Here is a 26677-nt window from a genome sequence, read left to right as displayed (position 1 = left end):
GCAGGTAGTCAGGTCTTGGACACAATCATTTCCAGCAAAAGCGCGAATGTTGGGTTGCGACAGAACACTTCCACCGATTCAATTTAAACTGGAAATGCTCTTGCCTGCCAGCTCAAGAACGACCCGCGCACCGATCTCGCCAGACGGCTGCTCGGTAGCCATGATCGAAGCAACCTTATCGAACCCGTCGAGCTGTGCCTGCCGTGCCGATCCTGGCTTCATCAGCCGCTCGAGATTGCGAGCAAGCATTCCGGGGCGAACGAATTCATTGAAATACTCAGGTACGACCGGCTCATCGGCTATGATGTTCGGCAGAGCCGCGCTCCAGATGGTTATCTTAGGCATCAGAAACTTGCGTGCAAACCAGTCCGCCTTATAGGAAAGCACACTTGGGATACGTGAGAGAGCCAGTTCCAGCGAGACCGTCCCGGAAGCAGCAAGCGCCGCATCGGCCCTGGAAAAAGCTTTCCACTTTTCCTCATCGCCCAAGACAATAAGCGGTTTGACCGCCCAATTCTTCGAAAGATCCCGCACCATTTCCGCGATGCGCGGCAGTGTCGGCAAAACCACATCGAGTTTTTCGGTTCTGGCAGCAAGTTCACCAACAGCCTGGCCGAACGGTTCCATCAGCATCTGGATTTCAGTACGGCGAGACCCTGGTAGAACGAGCAGCGTTTTGCGGGAATCATTAGACCGTTGCACTTCCAGTGCTTTTTGTTCTGCCCTTGCCTGCAATATCGGTTCATAGCTGGAAAGGCGGTGCCCGACATAGGTGGCACTCGGTCCACTCAACTTTTGCATGACCTCCACCTCAAATGGAAGAATGGTCAGCACGTGGTCAAAATAGGCTTTCATCGCCCGGGCACGCTGCGGTCGCCAGGCCCACACACTCGGCGCTATATATTTTACAATGGGAATAGACGCATTCGCTGCTCTGATCCTTTGGGCAACGCGGTGCGTGAACTCGGGACTATCGATCAGAAGAACGCAATCTGGCTTCTCCGCAATAATGCGTTGCGCGGTCTGCCTAATGCGCCGCATCAGCCCCGGTAAATTCCTGAGAATTGCTCCCAGTCCCATAAGGGCAATTTCGTGCGGATCAAAGAAAGACTTCATGCCCCGGGCCGCAAGGTGATCGCCACCGACGCCGACGATATCAACAAGCCGGTCTGTCTGATTTCGTAGTGCATCAATCAGATCAGCACCAAGAAGATCACCGGATTCTTCACCGGCCACGATTGCTATTTTCAGAGGCCGGCTGTTGGTGCTCACGTCCGCGCATCCTTTCTCTCGCGACTGACTGTCTCTATGAAGAGACCCTTGTCGTTTGCTGCAGCGATGGTTTCACCGAAGCCTAGAATGAATGTCCTGCCTGCCTCAACCGCTATTCCCGATAATCCCGCTTTGGCGGCATTCTCGACTGTTGAAATCCCGATGGTTGGAAGGTCGGCTCTTTCATCCTGCTGCGGCTTTGCCATCTTGACGAGAACACCGCCTCGGCGAGGTATGCGGCGAGCCGCACGCAACTCCCGCACACGTTCGATCATTTGATCTGTGCCTTCCGCTCCTTCGAGAGCCACCACACGTCCGCCGACCGCAATTGCGCCCTGCCCGACATCGAGATCACCGAGGCGAAGCGCAGATTCCATCGCAAGTTCAAGATTATGGCGTTCTCGGGCGTCTGGCACGGCTCGAGTCAGAATTTGAGCCGGTGATGGGGAAAGCAGATCCGGGACAACTTCATGAGCCCCGACAACTTTGAAACCAAAAGATTCCAGCAGCCCTATGAACGCACGCAAGAGCGCATCGTCGCCCTGTCCCAGTGCCCGCAGAACATAAGGCACCGCCCGCAGCGTAGGCCAGTCAAGCTTCAAATCGCTGACATGAGGGCGGCTCGTCACGCCACCGGCGAGAACAACCCGATCCACTCCCGCAGCTTTCATAGAGCGCACCAGCTTTGCAAACTCTACGATCGAGATTTCCTGATGTTCATACTTGTAAAGTATCGGGTCGGCTTCTCCGCGCAGCGGCACAAGGAAGGGAGACTTTCCCGCTGTCGCCAGAGCCTCCGCCACATTGATCGGCAGCAGGCCGTTCCCGGCGATAATGGCAACGCGCCCCGCATAGTCTGCGAGACGCTGGATTTTCTCAATCTTCGCCGCTGTCATGTCCGGCCCCGCCATGCACCGCATCAAGCGGAGGTGTACAGTAGGCACGCTTGGTATCGACGTTGATGAAGTCGATCATATCGATGACAGCCGGGGAGCCCGGTATTGCAATTAGAACGTCTTTGGCGCGGTCCCGAATCGGCTTTGTACGGTCGAACAGCATCCTGACAGCATGACGAAGATTATGAATTTCCTTGCGCTCCATACCAGAGCGCTTCATGCCGACGATATTCAATCCGCCAAGATGAGCATGCACGCCTATCGCCATACCGTATGGGATAAGATCGCTCACCACAGCAGCCATGCCACCTACGAAAGCGTGGTGCCCGATACGCACGAATTGATGGATAGCGGCGCCACCGCCCAGAATGGCGTGGTGTCCGATCGTCGTATGGCCGCCAATCATCACATTGTTGGAAAATGTGACGTAATTGCCAATATCGCAATCATGCGCTACATGAGCGTAAGCCAGAAACGAACAGTTGTCGCCAACCGAAGTATATCCCCGTGCGCTGTCCGACCCTTTGTGCATGGTCACGCCTTCACGGATCAGGCAGTTCTTTCCGATGTTCAGCTTGGTGGGACCACCCTTATGCTTGTTGTTCTGCGGATCGCACCCCAGAACAGCGTGCGGATAGACCTTGGCTGCCTCGCCAAGCGTCGTCGCGCCCGTTACAACCACATGGCTCATCAATTCCGAATTGTCGCCAAGGACGGCGCCAGACTGAATGTGACAGAAGGGGCCGACAGACACACCCTGCCCCAGTTCCACGCCCTGCTCTACGAGAGCGGTGGGGTGAATAAATGTTTCTTTCATTGATATGCTCACTGGTTTTCTTCAGCTGTGCTGATCATGGCAGCGACTTCAGCTTCCGCAACCTTCACACCATCAACTTCCGCAATGCATTCATATTTGGAGATATTTGCGCGTTGCTTGATCTTCTTGACATGAAGCAAAAGCCTGTCACCCGGTATGACGGGCCGACGGAATTTCGCATTGTCGATAGTCATGAAATAGACCACGCCCGGGCGCCCGGTCTTGCGCTGAAGCAGGGAAATAGCGCCTGCCGTTTGTGCCATGGCTTCGACAATCAGTACGCCCGGCATGATCGGCTTTTCAGGAAAATGGCCTGTAAAATGCGGCTCATTGATTGTCACATTCTTGATACCGGTCGCAGAGACGTCACCGTCAATGTCGACGATACGATCAATCAGCAAAAACGGATAGCGATGCGGCAGCACTGCCAGAAGGTCCTGGATATCTGCTGCTTCCAGCTTGGTCTGATTTGCATCACTCATCAGAGGATTGCTCCTTTCTCGATTGCCCGATGCTGCGGATATTCGCAATATCGCGGAACCACTGCTTGATAGGCCGCGCGGGAATACCGCCCCAGCGCTCACCATCGGGTATGTCATTCATAACGCCACTCGCCGCAGCAACCTGCACGCGCGAACCGATGATCAAATGGTCAGCAAGGCCCACACGTCCACCCAGCATCGTCTGGTCACCGATAACGCAGCTGCCGGAGATGCCGCAATGTGCGGCAATGATACAAAAGCGGCCGATCCGCACATTGTGTGCGATCTGGACAAGATTATCGACCTTGGTGCCTTCACCGATAACGGTGTCATTCAACGAACCACGATCCACCGTCGTATTTGCGCCGATCTCGACATTGTCCTGAATAATGACCCTGCCGAGCTGGGGAACTTTTTCCAGACCAGCCGGACCTGGGACGTAGCCGAAACCATCTTGACCGATCCGAACGCCCGGATGAAGCGCAACTTGGTTGCCGATAAAAGCACATTGTACGGTAACGCCCGGCGCAATATAGCTGTTGCGGCCAATCTGGCTACCTTCCCCAATGACTGCAGTTGAAGCGACCAGGGTACCGCTACCAACGGTAACGCCCTTGCCGATCACTGCTCCAGCTTCGATGGTTGCGCCATCCTCGATATGCGCAGTCGGGTGAATGATCGCCGCCGACGAAATACCTGTTTCACCAAACCAGCTTACTGGCCTGACCGACGCAGGAAACAACATCCGCCCTACGGAGGCAAAGTCTCGCTGAGGATTACGGGTCACCAATGCAGCTATATGCGACGGTACTATGTCCGCTACGGCTTCCGTACACAAAACCCCGGCCGCACTGATCGATGAAAGTCCATCGGCGTTCTTTTTGCCCTCGACGAAGACAAGAGAACCTTCAGTTGCATCTTTAAGAGAGGAGAGCCGCGCAACAGAACGCGGCGCAAGCTTCGCATCGCGAAGTCTTGCACCGGTAAAATCTGCTATATCGCCAATCGTGAGTTCACGCGAAGGCGCGAAAAAAACAGGATCTGCCATCAAAACACTTTCTTTCCCGGGGTTGTTATACCCCGGGAAAAGGCAAATCTATTAGAACTTGGTCGAAACACCGAAGTTGAAGTTCTGAACCTTGTCGGTATCAGCCTTCGCGATCGGGAACGCATAGTCAAAGCGCAGCGGACCGAACGGAGAAGCCCACATCAAGCTGACACCTGCCGAAGCACGAAGCTTCTTGTCGTCGCCATAGATCGGAGAACCGCCCTGCGAGGAGTCGTTGCCATAGAGCGTTGCAGCATCTGCGAACACGGCGCCACGGATACCCAGGCTTTCAGGAACCAATGGCATCGGGAACTGAACTTCAGCCGTACCATTGATGTAGGTCGTACCGCCCATCCAGTAACGCTTGCCGTTCGCAGCATCCTGGTACGGACCGATACCATTGAACTTAAAGCCACGAATGATGTCCGAATTGTTCTTGAACAAGTCGAAGATACGGACGCCATCATCACCAAATTCATGGATATAACCACCGCCGATGCCCAGCATACCGACGATATCGGCTTCCTGAGAAAGCGTCTTGTAGTAGTTACCCTTGAACGTGGTCTTGATGTACTTGGCGTCACCACCCAGACCAGCAAACTCCTGCGTGAACTTCCCATAAAGACCGTCATGCGGGTTCTTCATGTCATCGATGGAGTTATAGGTCAGCGAATAGCTGATCGAAGAACGCAACCACGGGCTATGTTCGGCAGCTTCAAGCAAGGCTGGAGCATAATAGTTATCGGCATCCGCCCGGAAAAGATCGTACTTTTCCTGAACCAGGTTATACGCGATACCTGCCGAGAAGTTATCCGTGATCGGCAGGCCGAAACGGATGGTACCACCGGTCTGTTCGACGTCGTAGTCGTCGTTTACGCGGTATGTACGACGGAAAACGTCAAAGCCAGCCGAGAGGCGGTAACCGAGGAAATATGGCTCGGTAAACGACAGGCCGTAATTGCGCATATCGTCCTGACCGGCACCCGCGCTGATACGGATATACTGGCCACGTCCGAGGAAGTTACGCTCGGTGATAGCAGCTTCAACCTGCGCACCTGGTGATTCCCCACCGGTGGTATAGCCACCGCCAATCGAGAATTCACCGGTCGACTTTTCAACGACATCAACAACCAGAATGACCTGATCCGGCTCAGAGCCAGGTGCGGTCGAAATATTGACGGTCTGGAAGAAATCAAGCGCTTCCAGACGACGCTTTGCGCGCTGCACCATGACCTGATTGAAGGCATCACCTTCATTCACATCGAATTCGCGGCGAATCACGAAATCGCGGGTTTTATCGTTGCCGCGGATTTCAATGCGCTGAATGTAAGCGCGCGGACCTTCATCGACGCTGTAAACGACCGAGATCGTGCGGTTTTCGAAATCACGATCGCCACGCGGCTCGACTTTCGCAAAAGCGTAACCGCTTCCAGCGACATTTTCGGTAACCGCCAGAACAGAATCCTCGATTTCCTTCGCGCTGTAAGGCTTACCCGAGCGCGTCTTGACCAGATGATCAAGAGCCTGCCCGTCGACACCAGCCACGTTGCTCTCGACGCTGACATTGCCGAACGTATAGCGCTGACCTTCATCTACCGTGATGGTGATCGTGTATTCGTTCGTCGAAGGATCGAGCACAGCATTGGACGAAATGACGCGGAAATCCGCATAGCCGCGATTGTAATAGAAACGGCGGAGCGTTTCTTCGTCGGCCTGAAGACGACCTTCGTCGTAGACGTCGTTACGCGTCAGCCACGAAAGCGGATTCGAACGCTTGGTCGAAATCACATCACGCAGACGACGGGAACTGAAAGCCTGATTGCCGACAAAATCGACGTTCGCAATCTTGGTACGCGAGCCTTCGTTGATTTCATAAACAACGTTTACACGGCCCTGGCCGAGATCAACGGTACGCGCATTCACAGTCGCATCGCTGCGCCCGATATGTGCATATGCTCCCTTGATTGCTTCGACATCCGCTTCCATCGTTGCAGCGTCGTAAGGCGAGCGAGCCTTGAGCTGAACTGCGCGGGCAAGATCGGGATCCTTGATCTTCTTATTGCCCTGGAAGAGGACATTGTTGACAACCGAGCGCTCGGTAACGTTGACGACGAGGGTGCTGCCGGACTGGTTGATGCGGACATCCGAGAACAGCCCCATCGCAAACAGACGCTTCACCGCAGCATCAATATCGGCGCTGGTGAAGGCCTTGCCCGGACGAATATCGATATTGTCACGGATGGACTGCGCGTCGACGCGTGTATTACCGCGTACCTCGATACGGCTAACGACAGCAGCCTCGGCAACATTGACCGAAGCCAGCGAGAGTGCAGCAGTACCCGAAGCCACAAGAGCCACTGACATGGCGAGCGCAGAAGCGGCGCCAAAGAATTTAGAACTTGCCGTCATAGGCTTTCCGAACCTTCGTTTCTTTCTGTCCCCGGGGCGATTAACCCAGAAAAGCACGTACAGATACAACCGTCATACCCGGTTTTTCCATACAAGCAAGCGTCACGGTTAAATTCTGTTTACTTAAGCAACCAGCGTGGCATCCGCGCCACGCGATTTAGGTGTTATGGTAAACAAATCGCTTAGCTTTTCCAGCAGTCACTCCCAACCTTCATTTCTGTTTAACACCTTCCCCGGTCCTCGCCGGAGAAGAAACGCATCATAGCGGTTTGCTCGCTGGAACCTCCAGCCTGCACCGATCCCCAAGATCACCACCTGAGCCAGCCGGAGAGTCATCTAGCAGGCAAACAGGTCGTTGAAAAGTACGAACCCCATGAATCCCATAACAAGTAAGAACCCGGCACGATAGAAAATATCCTGCGCTGCGGCAGACACCGGACTGCCCTTGATGGCCTCCACCGCATAGAAAACCAGATGACCGCCATCCAGCGGAGGCAGCGGAAACAGGTTCAAAAGCCCGATGCCGACAGATAACATCGCCATCAACTGGATGAGCCAATCAAATCCCTGGCTTGCTGCCTTGCCAGCCATATTGGCAATCTTGACTGGCCCACCAAGCTGGCATTTATCCTCACGGCCGACCGCAAAGCGCTGAAAAAACTCTCCGGTGCGACCAATAATATAGCCCGTTTCCATGACAGCTTGTGCCACTGATTCGAGCGGGCCGTATTCAATCCGGCGGAAATTGCCTACAGCTTCAGTGGTTTCCACACCGATAGCACCAAGCTTGATCTTGTTTCCAAGCGGATCGGTGCGCTCGACAATTGCCGGAACAGCTTGAAGATCAACCATCTTGCCATCACGCTCGACGGTGAAATTCAGCTTGTCCCCGGCTCGCCCGGATACGATGCGCTGCACATCGGAAAAAGTGGTGATTTTTTCGCCGTCGACGCTGATGAAGCGATCTCCAGCCTCAAACCCGGCCTCAGCTGCTGGACTGCCCGGCTGAACACCCGCGATAAGCGGATCAGAAATCTGACGGCCGTAAAGCGCGAAGAACACACTGAAGATGACGACAGTCAGAATAATATTGAAAGCAGGTCCGGCAAAGACCGTCGCCGCGCGCTTCCAAACAGGTTGGGTGTGAAACGCCCTTCGCTGCTCATCCACGCTCAGGCTCGCATTATTGACGTCCACCGGAGAACTCGTGGCACTCTCATCGCCAATGAACTTGACGTAGCCGCCAAGCGGGATTGCGGAAATCTTCCATCGCGTTCCGTGCTTATCCGTGAAACCGATCAATTCGGGCCCAAAACCGATGGAAAAAGCCTGGGAGCCGATGCCGCACCAGCGCGCAACCAGATAGTGGCCCATTTCATGGACAAAGACCACAACGGTCAAAACGAACAGAAAAGGAATGATGGTCCCGACAAGCAGGCTTTCGCCACCCAGAAAAAAGGCCAACGCGTCCTGCAAATCACTGCTCCTTACAAAACACTAGCGGGTCGCCAAAAAACCGAATGAATTTGAACAATTCCTTGCGCCCTTAGAAACTGAAGTAAATCGCGGACGGCACGTCTGGCTCGGCGAAAATTGCACCAAACAGGTACAAAAGTGCGGCAGCAGCTACGAGTCCGTCAACACGGTCCAATACACCGCCATGTCCTGGTAGCAGGCGCCCTGAATCCTTTGCGCCGAACTGGCGCTTCACCCATGATTCCGCGAGGTCGCCGATCTGCGATACGACGGACAGCAGGAGCGCGAGCAGCGGTACAAGCCAGCTGCCTGGGGCCGCCACCAGAGAGGCAACCAGGATGCCACCGGCCACCGCGGCAGCGGCGCCACCGATCGCGCCGGACCACGTCTTGTTCGGCGAGAAGCGCGGCGCCAGCTTCGGCCCACCCAGTGCCCGGCCGTTGAAGTAGGCTGCGATATCTGTGGACCAGACCACAGCGAAAAGAAAAACAATGGCAGTAAAGCCGAAAGGTTCGTCGCCGCGCAGGAGCGAAAGCGAAACGGCGGAGAAACCCGCATAGAATAGTCCTGCCGCTGGCCAGCCGCGCCCTGCCCGCCATTGGGTGAGCAAAAGTATAAGCGTGCCCGCTATCAGAACGCCGATGGTCAGCAACGCAGAGCGGTCCATAACGAGCAGAATACTCGTAAAAACCAGCCATCCCCAACCGAATGCTCGAGAAAAAAGGGTCTGCTTGGGTGCGGTCAAGCTGGTCCACTCATGGAACATGGCCAATCCGATCGCAATCGAAAACAGCGTGAAACCCAAACCGCCAATCCATGTCAGCCACAAGGCAGCTGCACCGAGAACAATAGCAGTAATGATACGGGTTTGCAGATTGGACATTGAGACCTTTCGACGGACCGGCTTGCGCCTTACTAGAGCATTTCAGTGGTTCCGATTCTCAGGAACCACTTTAGACTGCCGCCCCCTTGGTCGAAGGGCATGCGATTTCTTCTTCGAGTTCTTCAATTCCTGCTCGCACTTCAACACCGCCGAATCGACGCTCCCGCTGGCGAAAAGCATCATAGGCAGCGTCGAGGTCCGATGAACGAAAATCCGGCCAGTGAATGGGCAGGAATAGGAATTCCGAATATGCCGCTTGCCAGAGCAGGAAATTCGACAGCCGCATTTCTCCGCTCGTGCGGATGATAAGATCCGGATCGGGTATCCCCGCCGTATCAAGATTTGCGGAAATCAGTTCAGCGGAAATGGACGCCGGATCAAGCAGGCCAGCGGCAACGTCGCGCGCCAGGCTTCGCACGGCACGAACGATCTCGTCGCGGGAACCGTAGTTGAAAGCTATGATCAGGTTGAGGCCGGTATTGCGATGCGTAAGCGTTTCTGCTTCTACCAACAGCGTCCTGATATCGGGGGCAAGCTCCTCGCGTTCGCCGATGATACTGACGCGCACATTATTGCGGTGCAGCTCCGCGAGATCGCGACGGATGAAAATCTTCAGCAAGCCGAGGAGGTCATTCACCTCTCCACTCGGGCGCGACCAGTTTTCAGAAGAGAATGCGAACAAAGTCAGGTAGCCGAGGCCACGATCCCCGGCTGCCCGCACCGTCTCGCGAAGAGCTTCCACACCTGCCCGATGTCCGGCACTGCGGGGCAAGTTGCGTGCCTTCGCCCAACGGCCATTGCCATCCATGATAATGGCGATGTGGCGCGGTTCGGACATGGCGAAGCTCTCCTTCAATGAAAACCATGCAAGTCCTAGACCTGCATGATCTCCCCTTCTTTCACGGCAACGATCTTATCCATCTCTGCAATGGTTTCGTCAGTCAGCTTCTGCACTTTTTCCGACAGAACACGGCTATCATCCTGACTGATGAGGCTGTCTTTCTCCAGCTTTTTCAGCGTATCCATGCCGTCGCGACGCACATGGCGGGCAGCGATGCGGCCCTGCTCGGCGTATTGATGTGCAATCTTGACCAGTTCCTTGCGGCGCTGTTCATTCAACTCCGGCAGCGGAATGCGCAGCGTCGTACCGTCGGTGATCGGATTGAGGCCGAGGCCTGAATCGCGAATTGCGCGTTCCACGGCGCCCACCATGCTCTTGTCCCAGACGGAGACCGAAAGCATGCGCGATTCGGGAACGGTAATATTTGCAACCTGGTTGATCGGCATTGTCGAGCCATAGGCTTCAATCACGATCGGCTCCAGCAAGCTTGCGGAAGCACGGCCCGTGCGCAGGCCACCAAGATCGTGCTTCAAAGAGTTGATAGCGCCTTCCATGCGGCGTTTCAGGTCGTTGATGTCGAAAGCATCACTCATGCATTTTCTCCTTCGATACGCAGCAAGGGCCGATCAATTATCGGAAACGATCGTGCAGCGCCCCTTGCCTTGCAGAATTTCGGCCAAGCCGCCGTTTTCATGGATGGAATAGACTATTATCGGAATGTTGTTCTCACGCGCAAGGGCAACAGCGGCTGTATCCATGACCGCAAGCCCGCGATCGAGAACTTCCTTGTGCGTCAGACGATCGAAACGCGTGGCGTTCGGATCTTTCTTCGGGTCGGCGGAATAAATTCCGTCGACCTGCGTGCCCTTCAAAAGCGCGTCCGCCTCGATTTCGGCAGCGCGAAGAGCCGCCGCCGAATCCGTCGTGAAGAATGGATTTCCAGTACCGCCAGCAAAGATCACGACCTTGCCCTCATCCATGTAGGCCGTAGCCTGTCTCTGCGAGAAGCTCTCACAGATTTCAGGCATGGCGATGGCCGAGAGCACGACGGAGTCGACACCGATCTTGTGCAGGGAGGTACGCAGCGCAAGAGAATTGATCACCGTGGCCAGCATTCCCATGTGGTCGCCCGTCACGCGGTCGCCACCTTTCGAGGCCACTGCCACGCCACGGAAAATATTACCGCCGCCAATGACGACGCCGACTTCGACCCCAAGCGACCGTGCCTGCTTGATATCGCTTGCAATACGGTCTGCAACGGAAACATCGATGCCAAAGCCCTGGCTGCCCATCAATGCCTCACCTGAGGCTTTCAAAAGGACGCGTTTGTAGGCGGGTTGACCTGGCATTGGATGCTCTCCGCAGATGGTGATCAAGTGGATGTGTTCGGGTTCCGATACACGAAGGGCACCGCGTTGTCACGCGATGCCCTTCGTAATCAAAAGCCTTTTCAGGCAATCAACGCATTCCGAAAAGGGAAAACCTATTTTCGGGCGAGATGCGCTGAAAAACCGACCGGCTCAGCCCTTGGCTGCAGCAGCTACTTCAGCAGCGAAGTCGGTTTCTTCCTTTTCGATGCCCTCACCGAGAGCGATACGGGCAAAGCCCGTGATCTTGGCCGGCGCACCGATGGTCTTTTCAGCTTCCTTGAGGGCAGCTGCAACCGTCAGGTCAGGATTGATAACGAAAGCCTGCGAAAGAAGAACGACTTCCTCGTAGAACTTGCGCATGCGGCCTTCGATCATCTTTTCGATGATATTGTCCGGCTTGCCGGATTCGCGAGCCTGCTCGATGAAGATCGCCTTTTCGCGCTCGGCAGCAGCCGGGTCGACATCTTCGGCGGTCAGAGCCAGCGGGTTGATTGCAGCGACGTGCATGGCAACCTGGCGACCGAATGCGTTTGCAGCTTCTGCATCGCCAGCGGTTTCGATTGCAACGAGAACGCCCAGCTTGCCGAGGCCATCAGCAACACCGTTGTGAATGTAGGTCGCGACAACGCCCTGCGGAACGGTCAGCGCAGCCGAACGGCGGAAGCCAATGTTTTCACCGATCGTGGCAACAGCGTCCTTTGCCGTTTCGGTAACGGTCTTGCCATCGATCTTGGCGTCGGCCACAGCTTCGGTCGAGCCATCGGTCGACAGAGCAGCCTGGGCGATCTTGCGGACCAGATCCTGGAAAGCATCGTTGCGGGCAACGAAGTCGGTTTCGGAGTTTACTTCAACGACAACAGCCTTGTTGCCGGAAGCTGCAACGCCGACCAGACCTTCAGCAGCCGTGCGGCCAGCTTTCTTGTCAGCCTTTGCAATACCCTTGGCGCGCAGCCAGTCAACGGCAGCGTCGATGTCGCCATTGGTTTCGGCAAGTGCTGCCTTGCAGTCCATCATGCCGGCGCCGGTGAGGTCGCGGAGTTCTTTGACGAGAGATGCGGAAATGCTCATGATGTCGCCTTTCATGAAAGCGAAGGCACACCGAAAGGGTGTGCCAACTTTTAACCGGCGCTTGGTTTCTGGATCGCGACCTGACCTGAGCGTTGCACTACAGGAATCACAATCTCGCACCGGGATGAAACGAGATTATCCACCCGCCCTATCACAGATATGACGGATGGATGAAATCATACGCTGATTAAGCGCCTTCAGCCGGAGCTTCGAGGGCTGGCTCTACCGGAGCCTCAGCCTGTGCACCGATGTCGATGCCCATCGCACCCTGCTGACGCGCAATGCCGTCGAGGGCAGCGCGGGCAATCAGATCGCAATACAGGGCGATAGCGCGTGCGGCGTCATCGTTGCCCGGGATCGGGTAATCGATCTGGTCCGGATCGCAATTCGAATCGATCACGGCTACGACCGGAATACCAAGACGCTTGGCTTCCTGAATGGCAATCGCTTCCTTGTTGGTGTCGATGATGAACATCAGGTCCGGGACCGAGCCCATGTCCTTGATACCGCCGAGGGCGCGGTCAAGCTTTTCACGCTCGCGCTCAAGGTTGAGGCGTTCCTTCTTGGTGAAGCCCTGAGCTTCGCCAGCCAGCAGTTCGTCGAGCTTGCGCAGACGCTGGATCGAATTGGAGATCGTCTTCCAGTTCGTCATCATGCCGCCGAGCCAGCGTGCATTGACGTAATACTGTGCCGAACGATTGGCAGCATCGGCAATGATGTCCGAAGCCTGACGCTTCGTGCCAACGAACAGAACGCGGCCGCCGCGGGCAACCGTGTCCGAAACGATCTTCAGCGCGTTGTGCAGCAGAGGAACGGTCTGGGACAGATCGAGAATGTGGATATTGTTGCGGTCACCATAGATGTATGGTGCCATTTTCGGGTTCCAGCGGTGGGTCTGGTGGCCGAAGTGAACACCAGCTTCCAGAAGCTGGCGCATGCTGAAATCAGGCAATGCCATCTTTATTTTCCTTTTCCGGTTTAACCTCCACGGGCTGAGGCGATTTCTCGCCACCGGAGGTTTTTGCCGGATTTCTCCCGACAAAAGCCCAATCCCGTGTGTGGAATAGGCGCGCTGTTAACTGATCACGCCGCAAAATGCAAGTCGTCTGCACAATATAGCACTGAACGGGCTAACAAACATGCCCACCAAGGCGTCTACTTGCAGGTTCCAGCCTGTTTTGCCGTATCATAGATATCAAGCTTCACAAGTTTTCCCCGCATGGAGAAATCTCCATAATCCATGGTAAGGTCGCGGGTAATTCCATTGCGATAAAGCTTGAAATTGATGCGATAGATGGGCAGGCCGTCCTGCTTTTCCTTGTCATCGAAATAGGCAATCGTTACCGGCCAGACCTGATCCTTGGAAAACTTGCCCATGATCTTGGTCTCGTCGTCCGGCAGCGCCTGTTCCTTGCCGACGACAACGGTGGTTGCAACCACCCGGTCGGCATCTTCGGAAGCATCAAACAGCGATGTCTGGTAGAACTTCTGCCCGGCTTCCGCCTTGCCGATCAGTTCTTCCATATGACCAGTGGGAAATTGTGTTCCTTTGAGGTCAAGCTTGTTTTCCTTCGGCTTGCTCAACTCGACGACGGTCTTGCCGCCCTCGAGCTTCGCGTCGCCACGCACTTCCTTGACCAGTTCCTTGTCCACGAAGGTCTTGTTGACGAAGCGGAAGTTCTTTCCGTCCGCTCCTTCGAACGTCGTCGTCTGCTGGTCGGTCACGCGCTGCGGCTGCTCTTCCATATCGATCCGGGTCACGAAACGGAAATTGGTGGTGTAGCCTTCACATGCCGATCCGTTAAACTCATACACCATGCGGCCGGTCAAACCACTGATCCCTGATTTTTCATCGGCTCGATCCAGAGTCAGATCATAGACTGCGCGATGTGGAACCAACGTTACCGTCGAGGCCGCATGAGCGGCGACCGCAAATCCGGCCCATATACAAGCAGCCGTTCCACTCGCCGCAACCGCACTCTTGAAAAAACGCATACATGAATCTCCCGATGAGTTGACGAGCATGATAAAAAAACTCGTGGCGGAAGCGAGGCAAAAAAAGCACCCTTCCCCAAAGCTTCACCGATTCTGCTTATAGGTAGATCGCGAAGTACCTTTGCAAGCAAGGATTAATATAATGACCGACACGATCGACAGCCGCCTTAAAAATCTGGGTATATCCATCCCGGAAGCCGCCGCACCCGCCGCAAACTATGTTCCTTTTGCCCAAAGCGGCTCTTTGCTGCTCACTTCTGGCCAGCTTCCACTCGAAGGCGGCAAGCTGGTGCATACTGGCCAGATCGGAGACGAGCTGACAGTTGCGCACGGACAAGCGGCGGCACGCGCCTGTGCTGTCAACATTCTTGCCCAAGCAAAGGCGGCACTTGGCGACCTCGGCCGCATCAAGCGAATTGTAAAAATTACGGCTTTCGTGGCTTCAACGCCCGACTTTATGGAGCAGCATTTGGTTGCCAATGGCGCATCCGATCTCCTCGTCGCAGTCCTCGGCGACGCTGGCAAACATGCCCGCTCCGCAGTCGGCGTTGCCAGCCTGCCGCTCAACGCACCTGTCGAAATAGAAGCAATCATCGAGGTTGCGTGACATGACGTCCATTGACTGGATCAAGAAGCGCCCCGTCGCTCATCGTGGATTGCACGATCTTAACAAGGAACGCTGGGAAAACACCCTTTCGGCGTTTGAGGCGGCAGCCAAAGCGGGATTCGCCATTGAATGCGATGTTCATCTCACCCGTGATGGCGGCGTGGTCGTCTTTCATGATGACGAGCTGAAGCGTCTCGCCGGTCGCGAAGGCTACATCAGCGATTTGACGCTTGCCGAAGCGACCGCGCTCAAGGTCGGCGGCACCGCCGATCACGTGCCGACGCTTCGTCAGATGCTTGATCTGGTCGATGGCCGTGTTCCTCTTGTCATCGAATTGAAGGGCATAGAAGGTAAGGATGACGGTCTGGTGGCCGCCGTTGCCAAAGAATTGGCGTCTTATAAGGGCGAAGCGGCCGTCATGTCTTTCGATCACCACCTGATCCGCCGCTTTGCAGCAGATGCGCCGGGAATCCCGGGAGGGCTTACCGCCGAAGGTACCCACACGGAAGATTTTGAAAGACATTTCTCCATGCTGGCGCATGGCATTTCCTTCGTATCCTATAATGTGCATCATCTGCCCAACCCGTTCGTCACTTTCGTTCAGAAGAAGTTGCACATGCCGGTGATCAGTTGGACCGTTCGAGATCGCGAAATGCAGAAGCATAGCGATCTCAATGTCGATCAGATCACGTTCGAAGGTTTTGATCCACGCGCCCTGTTAGCTTGACGACAACACGCCGAGCGCCGCAACATGCGCGATAACGGCAAAGGAATAGCGGTGAACGACGAAGACCCGCGGAATGAGCAAAGCTTCGTTCTCCGTGTCGTTGAGAATATCAGCGAATTCACGAAGGACGAATGGAGCAGTCTTGTCGGGGCTTCCCGACAGGACGCGAACTACAATCCCTTCATTACCCGTAACTTCCTGTTGGCTCTGGAAGAGTCGGGCTCGGTTTCCCGAAAGGCGGGCTGGCTTCCGAAGCATTTGCGCCTTGAAGACGATCGGGGCAGTCTCATCGGAGTGGTACCAAACTATCTCAAAGGACATAGCCAGGGCGAATATGTCTTCGACCACGGCTGGGCGGATGCTTTTGATCGCGCCGGAGGCCGATATTACCCCAAATTTCAGGCAGCAGTGCCTTTCACACCAGCTACCGGCCCGCGCCTGATCAATCACGTCGCTTATGAAAGCGAAACGGTTCGGCTGGCGCTGGCTGGCGGATTGCGGGAACTGGCGGACCAGACCGGTGTTTCATCCGCGCATGTTACATTTGCACTGCCCGATGAGATCATCGCACTGGAGCGCGCAGGCTTTCTCCATCGCACTGATCAGCAGTTTCACTTTAAAAACAACAACTTTAAAAGCTATGATGACTTTCTGAGCGAACTTATATCCCGGAAACGCAAAGCGTTAAAAAAGGAACGCCGCGAGGCCTTGTCGGACGGCATAGAAATCGACTGGCTGACCGGCAGCGACCTCACGGAAGCCGTCTGGGATGATTTCTTTGCGTTCTACATCGATACGGGCAGCCGCAAATGGGGGCGGCCCTATCTAAACAGGCAGTTCTTTTCGCTGATCGGCGAAAGCATGGCCGAGGACATCCTGCTCATCATGGCAAAACGCAACGGGCATTATATCGCCGGTGCAATCAATTTCATCGGGGGTGACACGCTCTTCGGCCGGCACTGGGGCTGCATTGAAGATCATCCCTACCTGCATTTTGAAGTTTGCTATCATCAGGCAATCGATTTTGCCATCGATCGAAAACTGAGTGTCGTGGAGGCTGGCGCACAAGGCGAGCATAAAATCGCGCGCGGTTATGTGCCGGTCACGACCCATTCGGCGCATTATATTGTCCATGAGGGTTTTCGGAATGCAGTGCGCGATTATCTTGAGCATGAGCGTCGCGAAGTCGAGCAAATCCAGAGCGCTTTGGATGAACACTCCCCATTCAGGGACGCATGAACCGATCCACCTTGCCTAACAGGAATAGATGCGGTCTGATCCATTCAAACATTCCGCATTGGAGAGAATCGCATGCCCGCTACCTACGACGACAATAATATCTTCGCCAAGATTCTGCGCGGTGAAATTCCATCCACCCGTGTTTATGAAACCGACGATGTCGTTGCCTTCATGGATGTGATGCCGCAAGGCACGGGCCACACGCTGGTCGTGCCAAAGGCACCTTCCCGCAACCTGCTCGATGCCAAGCCGGAAACCCTCGCGAACGTTATCCAGGTTGTGCAAAAAATCGCACAGGCCGTAAAAACGGCTTTCAACGCCGATGGGGTAACGGTCATGCAATTCAATGAACCTGCATCCGGCCAGACCGTCTATCACCTGCATTTCCATGTGATCCCGCGTTTTGAAGGCGTCGCGCTCAAGCCCCATACGGGACAGATGGAAGACGCCGCAGTTCTTTCAGCAAACGCTGAAAAAATCCGCGCAGCAATTTGATATGACTCAAACTTTCAAAGTGTAAGCAGACCGATCACCAGCAGGATTTCCGCGACCAGAACACCGACCAGCAATCGCTTGCCGGTCATGATGAAAGCGGCAAATCCTGCTACGGCGGAACCAGCGCGCAACCACAGCGGCGAGTTGGCCAGTTCTCCATTGGGATAGAGAATAAGCTGCGCAATAACGCCTGCAACCAGCGCGGTTGCGATGCATCGTACGAGAACAAGCGCCTCGGAATCCTCCCGTAACCGCCCGCCAACCAGCACTCCCATCACGCGGAACAGATAGGTCGGCAACGCTCCCGCCAGCAGGATAAACACGAACGGCCACCACCAGGTTGAAAAACTGTCCCAGTTCATTCACCCGCTCCTGCTGGTATTTGACGCATCCTATAAAAGCCGAACGCTATCAGCCCGCCGAGAATACCCGTGATCAGCAGATCATATCCCGGGACCAGATGATGAAATATGGGAAACAGAGCGATCCCGGAAACCATCGCAACCCGCCCTGCCCGCTCCCTGGCTGAACGCCAGAGCGATGTCAGAAAATACATCGGCGTCAGCATGAAAAGTGCAGCAAAAACGATTGGCGGAAAAGACGTCGATAACGAATAGACGATTGCGACGATGATCGCATTGGTTCCCACCAGCACCATTCCGATTCCCGCAAAATAACTGGTTCTCATATCACGCGGTATCTTGCGCAACTCTTCCATGGCCATGACCCACGCGGTGACAGCCACGAAATGACACAAGGCCGCCAGCGTCAGTTTCCGGGTCTTCGGACCCTGCAATTCGGGAAGCAGTGCAACCACCATAGGCATCAAACGCACCGACGACAGCCCGACGGCGAGAGCTGCGGCAGGCAAAGCCACGCCGGCGCTGATCGCGCCGATCAAAACGACCTTGGCCGGAAGAGCCCAGATGGTCAGGGTCATGAAAACCGCCTGAACAACTGTAATTCCGCTTTCGATTGCCAGCCCGGCAAAGCCGATGAATGAACTCATCAACAATAGAGCCGGAATGCTGCAAATGCGCATACAACCGCGCAGAAACCATCGTATGTGGCGTTGATCTTCTGGATTATGTTCAGGAGGACTGAGGTGAATCGGTGGCATGGAGCCACGTTAGAGCAAGGTCCAAGCAAGTTGCACCCGGTTTCTTCCGCCAGAATAGGAAAACCTCAGTTTTTGTCCATGCTCGTCACGGATTCAAGAAAAAACGGCCCCGGAGGGGCCGTTTCTATCCCGACTATTTCTTGCGCGGCACCTTCGGCACCGAGGACTTGGTCGCCGAAGACTTCGAGGTCGTTTTGGGTGCCGGTTCGTCCTTGCCCGCCAGCACTTTTTCCTTTTCAGCCTTCTTCGGAGCAGCCTTCTTGCGTTGCAACTGCTTCTTTTCAGCCGGAATGTCCTTTTTCGGACTGACCGGCTTGTCGGTGACACTTTCCAACGACAGATCGGTTTTTCCGTCAGGCTTGGTTACCACGTTCACGCGAACCGTGCCGCCGTGCTTGAGTTTTCCGAACAGCACTTCATCGGCCAATGGCTTCTTGATGTGCTCCTGGATAACCCGGCCCAGCGGACGTGCACCCATGCGCTCGTCGTATCCCTTGTCGGCCAGCCAGGCGATTGCACCTTCGGTCAGTTCGAAAGTTACACCGCGTTCAGCAAGCTGTGCTTCAAGCTGAAGCACAAACTTCTGCACCACCTGATGGATGACCGGAACCGGCAGCGGGCCGAACGGAATGATCGCATCCAGTCGGTTACGGAATTCCGGCGTAAACAGACGGTTGATCGCTTCCATGTCATCGCCTTCGCGACGTGTGGAACCGAAGCCGATTGCTGCCCTGGCCATATCCGACGCACCGGCGTTGGTGGTCATGATCAGGATCACGTTGCGGAAGTCGATCTTCTTGCCGTTATGATCGGTCAGCGAGCCATGATCCATTACCTGCAACAGGATGTTGAACAGGTCCGGATGCGCCTTCTCGATTTCATCGAGCAGCAGCACGCAATGCGGATGCTGATCGACCCCATCTGTCAGAAGACCGCCCTGATCGAATCCGACATAGCCGGGAGGGGCACCAATAAGCCGCGAGACGGTATGGCGCTCCATATATTCCGACATATCGAAACGCAGCAGTTCGACACCGAGCGAACTTGCCAGTTGCTTGGCGACTTCCGTCTTGCCGACGCCAGTAGGGCCGGAGAACAGATAGGAGCCGATTGGCTTGTCCGGTTCACGCAGCCCCGCACGGGCGAGCTTGATCGAGGCCGACAGAGCTTCGATTGCCAAATCCTGACCATAAACGACGCGCTTCAGCTCTGCATCCAGATGTGACAGAACCTGTTCGTCATCCTTCGACACCGATTTCGGCGGGATACGGGCCATCGTTGCGATTGTCGCTTCGATTTCCTTTACGCCGATGGTCTTCTTGCGCTTGTTCTCGGGCAAGAGCATCTGGCTGGCGCCCGTTTCGTCAATCACGTCGATTGCCTTGTCGGGCAACTTGCGATCCGAAATATAACGCGCAGACAATTCCACCGCCGTCTTGATGGCATCGACGGTGTACTTGACCTTGTGGAAATCCTCGAAGTAAGGCTTCAGCCCCTTCATGATTTCAATCGCATCCGGGATCGAAGGCTCGTTGACATCGATTTTTTGGAAACGACGCACCAAGGCGCGATCTTTCTCGAAGAACTGACGATATTCCTTATAGGTGGTGGATCCGATGCAGCGGATAGCGCCCGACGAAAGCGCAGGCTTCAACAGGTTCGACGCGTCCATTGCGCCTCCTGAGGTAGCGCCAGCGCCGATGACCGTGTGAATTTCATCGATGAACAGGACCGCACCCGGATACTCCTCGAGTTCCTTGACTACCTGCTTCAGGCGTTCTTCAAAGTCACCACGATAACGGGTGCCAGCCAGAAGCGTACCCATGTCGAGCGAGAAGATCGTCGCGTCGGCCAGCGCCTCGGGCACTTGTCCTTCTACGATCCGCTTGGCGAGACCTTCGGCGATGGCGGTTTTGCCAACTCCCGGATCGCCCACATAAAGCGGATTGTTCTTCGAACGGCGGCAAAGCACCTGAATGGTACGGCTGATTTCGCTGTCACGTCCGATCAGTGGATCGATGCGTCCAGCCTTGGCTTTCTCATTGAGATTGACGCAGTAAGCCGACAGCGCGTCCTGCTTTTTCTTCGCACTTTCTTCCTGCTCGGTGCTTGTCCGTTCTTCGCTCGGGCTCTCCGCGCCGCGCGGCGGACGGGTTTCGCTGCTCTGCGGACGTTTGGAAATGCCGTGCGAAATATAATTCACGGCGTCGTAACGGGTCATCTGCTGTTCCTGGAGGAAATAGGCAGCATGGCTTTCCCGTTCCGCAAAGATGGCAACCAGCACGTTCGCGCCAGTCACTTCCTCACGGTTCGAGGACTGCACATGGATGACCGCACGCTGGATGACCCGCTGAAACGCGGCAGTGGGTTTGGAATCTTCGTCATAACCCGTCACCAGGTTATCAAGTTCACGATCAATATAATCGGTAACGATACGCTTGAGATGCTCAAGGTCGACGCTGCAGGCACGCATCACTGCGCCCGCATCCTGATCGTCGATCAAGGCAAGCAAAAGGTGTTCGAGCGTCGCATATTCGTGATGCCGCTCGTTTGCTATTGTGAGGGCTTGATGCAGGGCCCTTTCAAGGCTTGGGGAGAACGATGGCATATGACCTCACTTTTTCTCCATCACGCATTGCAGCGGATGCTGGTTTTGGCGGGCGAAATCCATGACCTGGCTGACTTTGGTTTCGGCGACTTCGTATGTAAATACGCCGCACTCGCCGACCCCGTGATTGTGAACATGCAGCATGATGCGCGTGGCATCATCCCGGTTCTTCTGGAAAAACCGCTGCAGGACATGAACGACGAACTCCATGGGTGTGTAGTCGTCGTTGAGGAGCAGGACACGATAGAGGCTGGGTTTCTTGGTCTTCGGCTGCGTGCGCGTGACCACAACGGTGCCGTTTTCCGGACCATTCCCGCCGTCGGTCTTGCTTTGCATGACTATATCGAGATGCCTCATGAAACCTATTACCCGGATGCCCATCTGCCTGACCCAACTTGCCCTATTATGTAGGTCGTCATGTGGTGATTTTAAGCCCTTCACTGGCACTTGCAACCGGGACTTATTGCAATAACGCGGCTTGACACAGTTATATGGTATCTCGAATTGAAGGGCGTTCTTTATAAAATAGCGGTCTAAATGCCTGAGTTCTCAAATACAGACCGGGCTAACTGTGCCCCAAAAAGTTCCACCCTATAGAAAGCGGAATACAAATTGCCATTTCGACCTATGAAAAAAAATACTATTTTGCACATATAATCAGAACGATAATAGGTGCATTTTATATAATATTAGAAAGCAACTTTTTAACACATACTTATTTCAAGTCGCTGCCCCTCCCCCTCCTATACGATAAGGCAGCAGTAAAAATTAAACTCGCGAAAGCGGGTTTTTTTGTTGTTATCGCCCCCTTCACCACGAAAGGGGGATTCCCGTTCAATGACACATCTGCGTGAACGCCGAAAGGGGCCCTATCGATATCCGCTACCGGTCCCGTTGCCCGCTCCCAAATTTTTCCGAAATTTATGAACAATGCAGTTACCATAAACGGATTGGTAACGCTGATGGCAGTAGGATCACCGAATTAGACGCTGTGTGCCTTTTGTGCCGCAGTTTAAAAAATCCGGGATACAGGTAGGTCATCATCGTGCGTACCGCATTTAGTAAAGTCGCATACGCCTTGAAAAGAGCGGCACAAGCCACCCTTCTTCTTGCAGTTGTAACGGGGTGTTCGACAGCTTCGACAACAATACCGGCGATAGCGGCGGGTGACCGATACGCAGCCATCGTAATTGATGCGAACACCGGCAAGACGCTGTTCGCCTCGAATGCGGATGCGCAGCGCTATCCTGCCTCTCTCACCAAGATGATGACCCTCTACATGCTGTTCGAGGCCATGCAGGCAGGTCGCATGAGCAAGGATACGCGTATCCCCGTTTCCGCTTATGCGGCTGCGCGTCCGCCCACGAAAATCGGTTTCCGTCCGGGACAGAGTATCCGCGCTGAAGATGCCGCGCTGGCCATGATCACGAAATCGGCCAACGACGTAGCGACAGCGGTGGGAGAATATCTTGGGGGCTCGGAAGAACGCTTTGCCCAGATGATGACCGCAAAGGCGCGCCGTCTCGGCATGCGCAACACGACTTTCCGTAACGCGTCGGGCCTGCCGAACATGGCGCAGCATACGACGGCACGTGACATGGCAATCCTCAGCATTGCGCTTCGCCAGCATTTTCCGAATGAATTCTCCTATTTCTCGCGCCGCAGCTTCGTTTTCCGCGGCCAGACCATCAATGGTCACAACCGTTTGCTCGGTCGCGTTGAAGGCGTGGACGGTATCAAGACCGGCTATACCAATGCATCCGGCTATAATCTGGCCTCATCGGTCAGTCTCGACGGCCGTCGGCTCGTGGCAGTCGTGATGGGCGGCAATACCGGCGCAAGCCGTGACGCCCATATGGCGCAGCTCATTCGCAAATATCTTCCTATGGCGACACGTAGCCGTAACGCTGCTCCGCTCGTAGCTATGCGCAACGATGTTCCGCAGGTCGTTGCCTCGGTCGATCTTCCCAAGGCGAAGAACGCGCCCGTTCCGGTGACACGCGAGGCCGCGGCTGTGGAAGATTTCATCAACAATGAAAGCGGCGAAGGCGACAGCGATCAGCCGCAGGTTCTGGCGCTCGCAGCTCCACCGGCACGCCCTGCGGCGCTCGCCGCACAGGCTGCGATCCGCCCAACGCCAAAGGCAGCTGTTCCATCTGCGCAGGCGCAGGACGTCGATCCGGTTACAACCGCATCTGCGCCCGCGGCTGGCGGATGGGCCATCCAGATCGGCTCCCTGCCGAGCGAAGGCCAGGCACGTGACATGCTGGCCAAGGCGTCTGCCACGGCAGGCGGCACCCTGCGCGCAGCGTCTCCCTATACCGAAACGTTCAGCAAGGGCAGCGCAACTTTCTACCGCGCCCGCTTTGTCGGCTTCTCTTCCAAGCAGGCTGCATGGGACGCATGCGCCTCGCTCAAGAAGAAAAATTTCGGCTGCTATGCGGTCGCGAACTAATCGATAGCGAGGAGGCTCGCCTCCTCGTTGCCAGCTTCAAACCCGAATTTGTAGTGCGTAGAGGGTTTCGAGATGTCAAATATGAGAGAAACTTTCGGTCAGTCTCCGTTCAAAACTGTCGACTGGACACCGGATGAAGGCAAGGCATCAGCGTTCGGCGCGCTGTTCTCGGTGCAAGGCCTTAAGCAGGCCGCATTGCGAATCGCGGATGTAAGGCGCGGTACCGGCTTTCAGACCCGCGATCTGGTCGGACTGCTCGTCTGCCATGCGGCGCGCAACAAGCGCCTGGTTCAACCGCGTGCGTCCATGCGCATGACCTTGCCAGTGAATTTCGATAGGGTTTCAGTCCGCCTGACGATAGAAAACTGAAACTTCACAGATAGAACGAAAAGGCCCTGCCGTTTAAAAGCAGGGCCTTTTTCATGGATAGGTCACCTCTACAGCAATCCGAGCGCCGCCAGTTCCTGCCGCAATTCTGCCGGTAAGACAGCCCTGCCTGCCTTACCGGCGGACTCGTCACGCGGGACTTCATTGTCATTCAGATAGCGCCAACCCTGGAACGCACGGCGCGGCTGCCACTCGGTCGGAATGACCTTAGGCTCCAAAACCAGATGACAGCGATTGATACCCTGCTCATCCGTGAACGGGCGCACATCCAGCAAACGCTGACGGCACTGGACATTGCCCTTGATAACCCAGTAAAGCGAGCCGCCCTCCAGCAACTCGTCGATCCGCTTGGGTACCATCCTCGTTGTATGGAACTGTTCCGGCACGAGGCCTGCAGCGCGCTGTTCCGCCAGGCGAAAATCGATCCAAGCTGCGAGATCTTCGATACTGTCGCAGCCGACGCAAAGTTTAACGAGATTGAGAGCCATACGGGTGATTTAGCCAAGACGAATGCGAGCTTCAAGCCGGGAGCACCGCATTCTGCCAAGAATTGCGGATCAACAGGCGACCACGTTCACCGCGAGACCGCCTTGACTGGTCTCCTTGTAACGCTCGCTCATATCGTGGCCGGTCTGACGCATCGTCTCGATACAGGCATCCAGCGGAACAAAATGCTTGCCGTCGCCCTTTACGGCGAGCGAAGCGGCAGTGACGGCCTTTACAGCGCCGAGCGCGTTACGCTCGATGCACGGCACCTGAACAAGCCCGGCGACCGGATCGCAGGTCATGCCCAGGTGGTGTTCAAGCGCTATTTCGGCGGCATTTTCAATCTGTTCGGGCGACCCGCCGAGCACGGCTGCGAGACCGGCTGCGGCCATGGCCGATGCGGAACCCACCTCGCCCTGACAGCCGACTTCCGCGCCTGAAATCGACGCGTTGTGCTTGATGACCCCGCCAATCGCGGCAGAAGTCAGGAGAAAATCCCTTATGCCCTTCTGATCGGCATCATCATGAAAATGCAGGTAATAACGCAGAACTGCCGGCACGACACCAGCGGCACCGTTGGTGGGAGCAGTGACTACCCTGCCGCCCGACGCATTTTCCTCGTTGACGGCCATCGCATAAACGGAAAGCCAGTCATTGGCCAGCAGTGGGTTGCTGCGGTTATTGCGCCAGTCGTCCTGTAGCTTGTCGTGAAGCTGGCGCGCACGACGGCGAACATTCAAGCCACCGGGCATCACACCATCGCGGCTCAATCCCCGCTCGATGCAGCCGCGCATGGCACCCCAGATGCGATCAAGCCCGTCATCCAGATCGCCGCGGGCCATATGCTTTTCTTCATTGGCTCGCTTCATTTCAGCAATCGACAGCCCACTATCATGGGCCATCTCAAGCATTTCGGCAGCATTTCGGAATGGGAACGGCACGTCGGCCTTATCGTCCTGCTTCGCTCCACTGCGCTGAACGCGGCTCAGTTCTTCTTCCGTCACGACAAAGCCGCCGCCGATGGAAAAATATGCGCGACGCAGCAAGAGATTGTCGTCGGCGTCAAATGCGGAAAAGGCCATGCCATTGGCATGTCCCGGCAATGGTGTCTTCCGATCCAGCACAAGATCAACTTTCGGATCGAAGTGGTAGACTGGATGCCCTTGCGGGTTCACCTTCTTCTCAGCAAAGACCTTTTCGACTTCAACATCCATGATGTCGGGGTCAATCGTATCCGGCAGATGGCCACACAGCCCCAGGATAACGGCGCGGTCCGTTGCATGCCCTACACCTGTATAAGCAAGAGAGCCATGCAGGCTCGCTTTCAGACGGTGAATCTTGGAATGTGCCGGCCTTGGCCAGTTCCCACCGATCACCTCGTTGAGAAACATGCGTGCAGCCGTCATCGGGCCCATCGTATGAGAACTGGAAGGCCCAATGCCAATCTTGTAAAGATCGAAAACCGACAGAAACATTCCACACCTTCTGCAGCCGTCATAAGGCTGATTGATTCCTGGTCGCAGCGCCGCTTGCGATTTACCCGATCATCCATATTAGACAAAAATGGGCAAAAAGTCGCTAACGCGGAATCCGCGCATTCCTATCAGATAGTTGTAGGAAAGGATCAACGCAAACGGAATGCCGAAATGCGGCATCAAATTTCCGGAATACGCAATGCCGCCTGACTTCTAGACGGAGAACAGATAGGCCATGAGAATGACAGCAGCGAGACCAATGACTGCCCAGAGCGTAACACCCCAGCAGGATTTTTGAACGGTTTCGTCCATGGAAATTTTGGCAACCTTGTTGTGCAACTCTTTTACACAGCGCCCTTCACAACGCTGTTACCGATCATATAGCTTCGTGATCACCGGAACGCAACGATGAAAAACGGCTGAAATGCGGCGACGAATTCCACGCGCCGGGCACACAATCCGACTATACATTAATTATCAAACGGTTACCGAACGATAACGTTAATGAAAGCTTTAAAGTG

The 26677-nt window shown here is 55.3% G+C and carries 26 protein-coding genes; 6 read left to right on the top strand and 20 right to left on the bottom strand.

Annotated elements, in window-relative coordinates; translation table 11 throughout:
- Positions 1–78: 78 nt before the first annotated feature.
- From lpxB to eipB, 14 genes are all read right to left on the bottom strand, one after another.
- Positions 79–1272, bottom strand: a complete 1194-nt coding sequence (gene lpxB / locus JNC63_RS03550) for a lipid-A-disaccharide synthase (RefSeq protein ID WP_063882195.1) — start codon at positions 1270–1272, stop codon at positions 79–81.
- Positions 1269–2168 (bottom strand): LpxI family protein, encoded by a 900-nt coding sequence (locus JNC63_RS03545; protein ID WP_063882193.1) that lies wholly within the window; start codon positions 2166–2168, stop codon positions 1269–1271. Before JNC63_RS03545 ends, lpxB begins: the two co-directional genes overlap by 4 nt.
- The gene (gene lpxA / locus JNC63_RS03540; RefSeq protein WP_063882192.1) at positions 2149–2985 is read right to left on the bottom strand and encodes an acyl-ACP--UDP-N-acetylglucosamine O-acyltransferase; all 837 of its coding nucleotides are present in this window, start codon (positions 2983–2985) and stop codon (positions 2149–2151) included. The genes JNC63_RS03545 and lpxA overlap by 20 nt, the downstream gene beginning before the upstream one ends.
- An 8-nt stretch (positions 2986–2993) precedes the next feature.
- The gene (fabZ, locus tag JNC63_RS03535) at positions 2994–3467 is read right to left on the bottom strand and encodes a 3-hydroxyacyl-ACP dehydratase FabZ (RefSeq protein ID WP_006466942.1); all 474 of its coding nucleotides are present in this window, start codon (positions 3465–3467) and stop codon (positions 2994–2996) included.
- A complete protein-coding gene (lpxD, locus tag JNC63_RS03530) occupies positions 3460–4515 on the bottom strand; it encodes a UDP-3-O-(3-hydroxymyristoyl)glucosamine N-acyltransferase (RefSeq protein WP_006471609.1) in 1056 nt (351 codons plus the stop codon). Before lpxD ends, fabZ begins: the two co-directional genes overlap by 8 nt.
- A gap of 51 nt (positions 4516–4566) precedes the next feature.
- On the bottom strand, positions 4567–6924 hold the full coding sequence (gene bamA / locus JNC63_RS03525; RefSeq protein WP_063882190.1) for an outer membrane protein assembly factor BamA: 2358 nt from the start codon (positions 6922–6924) through the stop codon (positions 4567–4569).
- 336 nt (positions 6925–7260) lie between these two features.
- The gene (gene rseP / locus JNC63_RS03520; RefSeq protein WP_063882188.1) at positions 7261–8400 is read right to left on the bottom strand and encodes an RIP metalloprotease RseP; all 1140 of its coding nucleotides are present in this window, start codon (positions 8398–8400) and stop codon (positions 7261–7263) included.
- A gap of 70 nt (positions 8401–8470) precedes the next feature.
- A complete protein-coding gene (locus tag JNC63_RS03515) occupies positions 8471–9283 on the bottom strand; it encodes a phosphatidate cytidylyltransferase (RefSeq protein WP_374846119.1) in 813 nt (270 codons plus the stop codon).
- Between the two features lie 70 nt (positions 9284–9353).
- A complete protein-coding gene (locus tag JNC63_RS03510; protein ID WP_063882185.1) occupies positions 9354–10121 on the bottom strand; it encodes an isoprenyl transferase in 768 nt (255 codons plus the stop codon).
- A 35-nt stretch (positions 10122–10156) separates the two neighbouring features.
- Complete coding sequence (frr, locus tag JNC63_RS03505; RefSeq protein WP_006466949.1) at positions 10157–10717, bottom strand: ribosome recycling factor; 561 nt, start codon at positions 10715–10717, stop codon at positions 10157–10159.
- 33 nt (positions 10718–10750) lie between these two features.
- Positions 10751–11473 (bottom strand): UMP kinase, encoded by a 723-nt coding sequence (pyrH, locus tag JNC63_RS03500; RefSeq protein WP_006471613.1) that lies wholly within the window; start codon positions 11471–11473, stop codon positions 10751–10753.
- A gap of 171 nt (positions 11474–11644) precedes the next feature.
- Positions 11645–12562, bottom strand: a complete 918-nt coding sequence (gene tsf, locus JNC63_RS03495; RefSeq protein WP_006471614.1) for a translation elongation factor Ts — start codon at positions 12560–12562, stop codon at positions 11645–11647.
- Positions 12563–12749: 187 nt separating this feature from the next.
- Positions 12750–13520, bottom strand: coding sequence for a 30S ribosomal protein S2 (rpsB, locus tag JNC63_RS03490; RefSeq protein ID WP_006466952.1), 771 nt, complete (start codon positions 13518–13520; stop codon positions 12750–12752).
- 197 nt (positions 13521–13717) lie between these two features.
- A complete protein-coding gene (gene eipB / locus JNC63_RS03485; protein ID WP_063882183.1) occupies positions 13718–14557 on the bottom strand; it encodes a cell envelope integrity protein EipB in 840 nt (279 codons plus the stop codon).
- Between the two features lie 142 nt (positions 14558–14699).
- Here eipB and JNC63_RS03480 point away from each other — a divergent pair, with 142 nt between their 5' ends.
- From JNC63_RS03480 to JNC63_RS03465, 4 genes are all read left to right on the top strand, one after another.
- Positions 14700–15164, top strand: coding sequence for a RidA family protein (locus JNC63_RS03480; protein ID WP_063882181.1), 465 nt, complete (start codon positions 14700–14702; stop codon positions 15162–15164).
- Between the two features lies 1 nt (position 15165).
- Positions 15166–15891, top strand: coding sequence for a glycerophosphodiester phosphodiesterase (locus JNC63_RS03475; RefSeq protein WP_374846118.1), 726 nt, complete (start codon positions 15166–15168; stop codon positions 15889–15891).
- A gap of 51 nt (positions 15892–15942) precedes the next feature.
- Complete coding sequence (locus JNC63_RS03470; protein ID WP_081255565.1) at positions 15943–17130, top strand: GNAT family N-acetyltransferase; 1188 nt, start codon at positions 15943–15945, stop codon at positions 17128–17130.
- Positions 17131–17202: 72 nt separating this feature from the next.
- A complete protein-coding gene (locus JNC63_RS03465; protein ID WP_006466958.1) occupies positions 17203–17625 on the top strand; it encodes an HIT family protein in 423 nt (140 codons plus the stop codon).
- Between the two features lie 14 nt (positions 17626–17639).
- Here JNC63_RS03465 and JNC63_RS03460 read toward each other — a convergent pair whose 3' ends face one another.
- The 4 genes from JNC63_RS03460 to clpS all read right to left on the bottom strand — a co-directional run bounded on the left by JNC63_RS03460 (position 17640) and on the right by clpS (position 21689).
- Positions 17640–17987: an AzlD domain-containing protein gene (locus JNC63_RS03460; RefSeq protein WP_063882176.1), complete on the bottom strand. Its 348-nt coding sequence runs from the start codon at positions 17985–17987 to the stop codon at positions 17640–17642.
- Positions 17984–18634 carry an AzlC family ABC transporter permease gene (locus JNC63_RS03455; protein WP_245670686.1) on the bottom strand — a complete coding sequence of 217 codons (651 nt, stop codon included), beginning with the start codon at positions 18632–18634 and terminating at the stop codon, positions 17984–17986. The genes JNC63_RS03460 and JNC63_RS03455 overlap by 4 nt, the downstream gene beginning before the upstream one ends.
- 244 nt (positions 18635–18878) lie before the next feature.
- Positions 18879–21353 (bottom strand): ATP-dependent Clp protease ATP-binding subunit ClpA, encoded by a 2475-nt coding sequence (gene clpA, locus JNC63_RS03450; RefSeq protein ID WP_063882173.1) that lies wholly within the window; start codon positions 21351–21353, stop codon positions 18879–18881.
- Positions 21354–21359: 6 nt separating this feature from the next.
- Positions 21360–21689 carry an ATP-dependent Clp protease adapter ClpS gene (clpS, locus tag JNC63_RS03445; RefSeq protein ID WP_036565154.1) on the bottom strand — a complete coding sequence of 110 codons (330 nt, stop codon included), beginning with the start codon at positions 21687–21689 and terminating at the stop codon, positions 21360–21362.
- A 709-nt stretch (positions 21690–22398) separates the two neighbouring features.
- Between clpS and JNC63_RS03440 the strand changes: the two genes are divergently transcribed.
- Positions 22399–23808 (top strand): D-alanyl-D-alanine carboxypeptidase family protein, encoded by a 1410-nt coding sequence (locus tag JNC63_RS03440; RefSeq protein ID WP_063882170.1) that lies wholly within the window; start codon positions 22399–22401, stop codon positions 23806–23808.
- Positions 23809–23880: 72 nt separating this feature from the next.
- Positions 23881–24177, top strand: coding sequence for a hypothetical protein (locus tag JNC63_RS03435; protein WP_063882168.1), 297 nt, complete (start codon positions 23881–23883; stop codon positions 24175–24177).
- Between the two features lie 68 nt (positions 24178–24245).
- On the opposite strand, the gene JNC63_RS03430 is transcribed toward JNC63_RS03435, so the two are convergent.
- Positions 24246–24683 carry a DUF1489 family protein gene (locus JNC63_RS03430; RefSeq protein WP_063882166.1) on the bottom strand — a complete coding sequence of 146 codons (438 nt, stop codon included), beginning with the start codon at positions 24681–24683 and terminating at the stop codon, positions 24246–24248.
- 69 nt (positions 24684–24752) lie between these two features.
- Positions 24753–26156 carry an L-serine ammonia-lyase gene (locus JNC63_RS03425; protein ID WP_063882164.1) on the bottom strand — a complete coding sequence of 468 codons (1404 nt, stop codon included), beginning with the start codon at positions 26154–26156 and terminating at the stop codon, positions 24753–24755.
- Between the last annotated feature and the right edge of the window lie 521 nt (positions 26157–26677).

Origin of the sequence: Brucella ciceri, from assembly GCF_041930145.1 — a bacterium.
Lineage (GTDB): Bacteria > Pseudomonadota > Alphaproteobacteria > Rhizobiales > Rhizobiaceae > Brucella > Brucella intermedia.
This window is presented reverse-complemented; position numbering and strand designations above follow the sequence as displayed.

Coding starts and splice junctions, on each gene's coding strand:
- eipB (WP_063882183.1), bottom strand. CDS start 14,557: ATGCGTTTTTTCAAGAGTGCGGTTGCGGCGAGTGGAACGGCTGCTTGT.
- JNC63_RS03510 (WP_063882185.1), bottom strand. CDS start 10,121: ATGTCCGAACCGCGCCACATCGCCATTATCATGGATGGCAATGGCCGT.
- JNC63_RS03545 (WP_063882193.1), bottom strand. CDS start 2,168: ATGACAGCGGCGAAGATTGAGAAAATCCAGCGTCTCGCAGACTATGCG.
- bamA (WP_063882190.1), bottom strand. CDS start 6,924: ATGACGGCAAGTTCTAAATTCTTTGGCGCCGCTTCTGCGCTCGCCATG.
- JNC63_RS03435 (WP_063882168.1), top strand. CDS start 23,881: ATGTCAAATATGAGAGAAACTTTCGGTCAGTCTCCGTTCAAAACTGTC.
- lpxD (WP_006471609.1), bottom strand. CDS start 4,515: ATGGCAGATCCTGTTTTTTTCGCGCCTTCGCGTGAACTCACGATTGGC.
- JNC63_RS03475 (WP_374846118.1), top strand. CDS start 15,166: ATGACGTCCATTGACTGGATCAAGAAGCGCCCCGTCGCTCATCGTGGA.
- JNC63_RS03425 (WP_063882164.1), bottom strand. CDS start 26,156: ATGTTTCTGTCGGTTTTCGATCTTTACAAGATTGGCATTGGGCCTTCC.
- pyrH (WP_006471613.1), bottom strand. CDS start 11,473: ATGCCAGGTCAACCCGCCTACAAACGCGTCCTTTTGAAAGCCTCAGGT.
- lpxA (WP_063882192.1), bottom strand. CDS start 2,985: ATGAAAGAAACATTTATTCACCCCACCGCTCTCGTAGAGCAGGGCGTG.
- fabZ (WP_006466942.1), bottom strand. CDS start 3,467: ATGAGTGATGCAAATCAGACCAAGCTGGAAGCAGCAGATATCCAGGAC.
- JNC63_RS03460 (WP_063882176.1), bottom strand. CDS start 17,987: ATGAACTGGGACAGTTTTTCAACCTGGTGGTGGCCGTTCGTGTTTATC.
- JNC63_RS03515 (WP_374846119.1), bottom strand. CDS start 9,283: ATGTCCAATCTGCAAACCCGTATCATTACTGCTATTGTTCTCGGTGCA.
- tsf (WP_006471614.1), bottom strand. CDS start 12,562: ATGAGCATTTCCGCATCTCTCGTCAAAGAACTCCGCGACCTCACCGGC.
- JNC63_RS03455 (WP_245670686.1), bottom strand. CDS start 18,634: ATGAGTTCATTCATCGGCTTTGCCGGGCTGGCAATCGAAAGCGGAATT.
- clpS (WP_036565154.1), bottom strand. CDS start 21,689: ATGCAAAGCAAGACCGACGGCGGGAATGGTCCGGAAAACGGCACCGTT.
- clpA (WP_063882173.1), bottom strand. CDS start 21,353: ATGCCATCGTTCTCCCCAAGCCTTGAAAGGGCCCTGCATCAAGCCCTC.
- rpsB (WP_006466952.1), bottom strand. CDS start 13,520: ATGGCATTGCCTGATTTCAGCATGCGCCAGCTTCTGGAAGCTGGTGTT.
- frr (WP_006466949.1), bottom strand. CDS start 10,717: ATGAGTGATGCTTTCGACATCAACGACCTGAAACGCCGCATGGAAGGC.
- JNC63_RS03430 (WP_063882166.1), bottom strand. CDS start 24,683: ATGGCTCTCAATCTCGTTAAACTTTGCGTCGGCTGCGACAGTATCGAA.
- JNC63_RS03465 (WP_006466958.1), top strand. CDS start 17,203: ATGCCCGCTACCTACGACGACAATAATATCTTCGCCAAGATTCTGCGC.
- JNC63_RS03480 (WP_063882181.1), top strand. CDS start 14,700: ATGACCGACACGATCGACAGCCGCCTTAAAAATCTGGGTATATCCATC.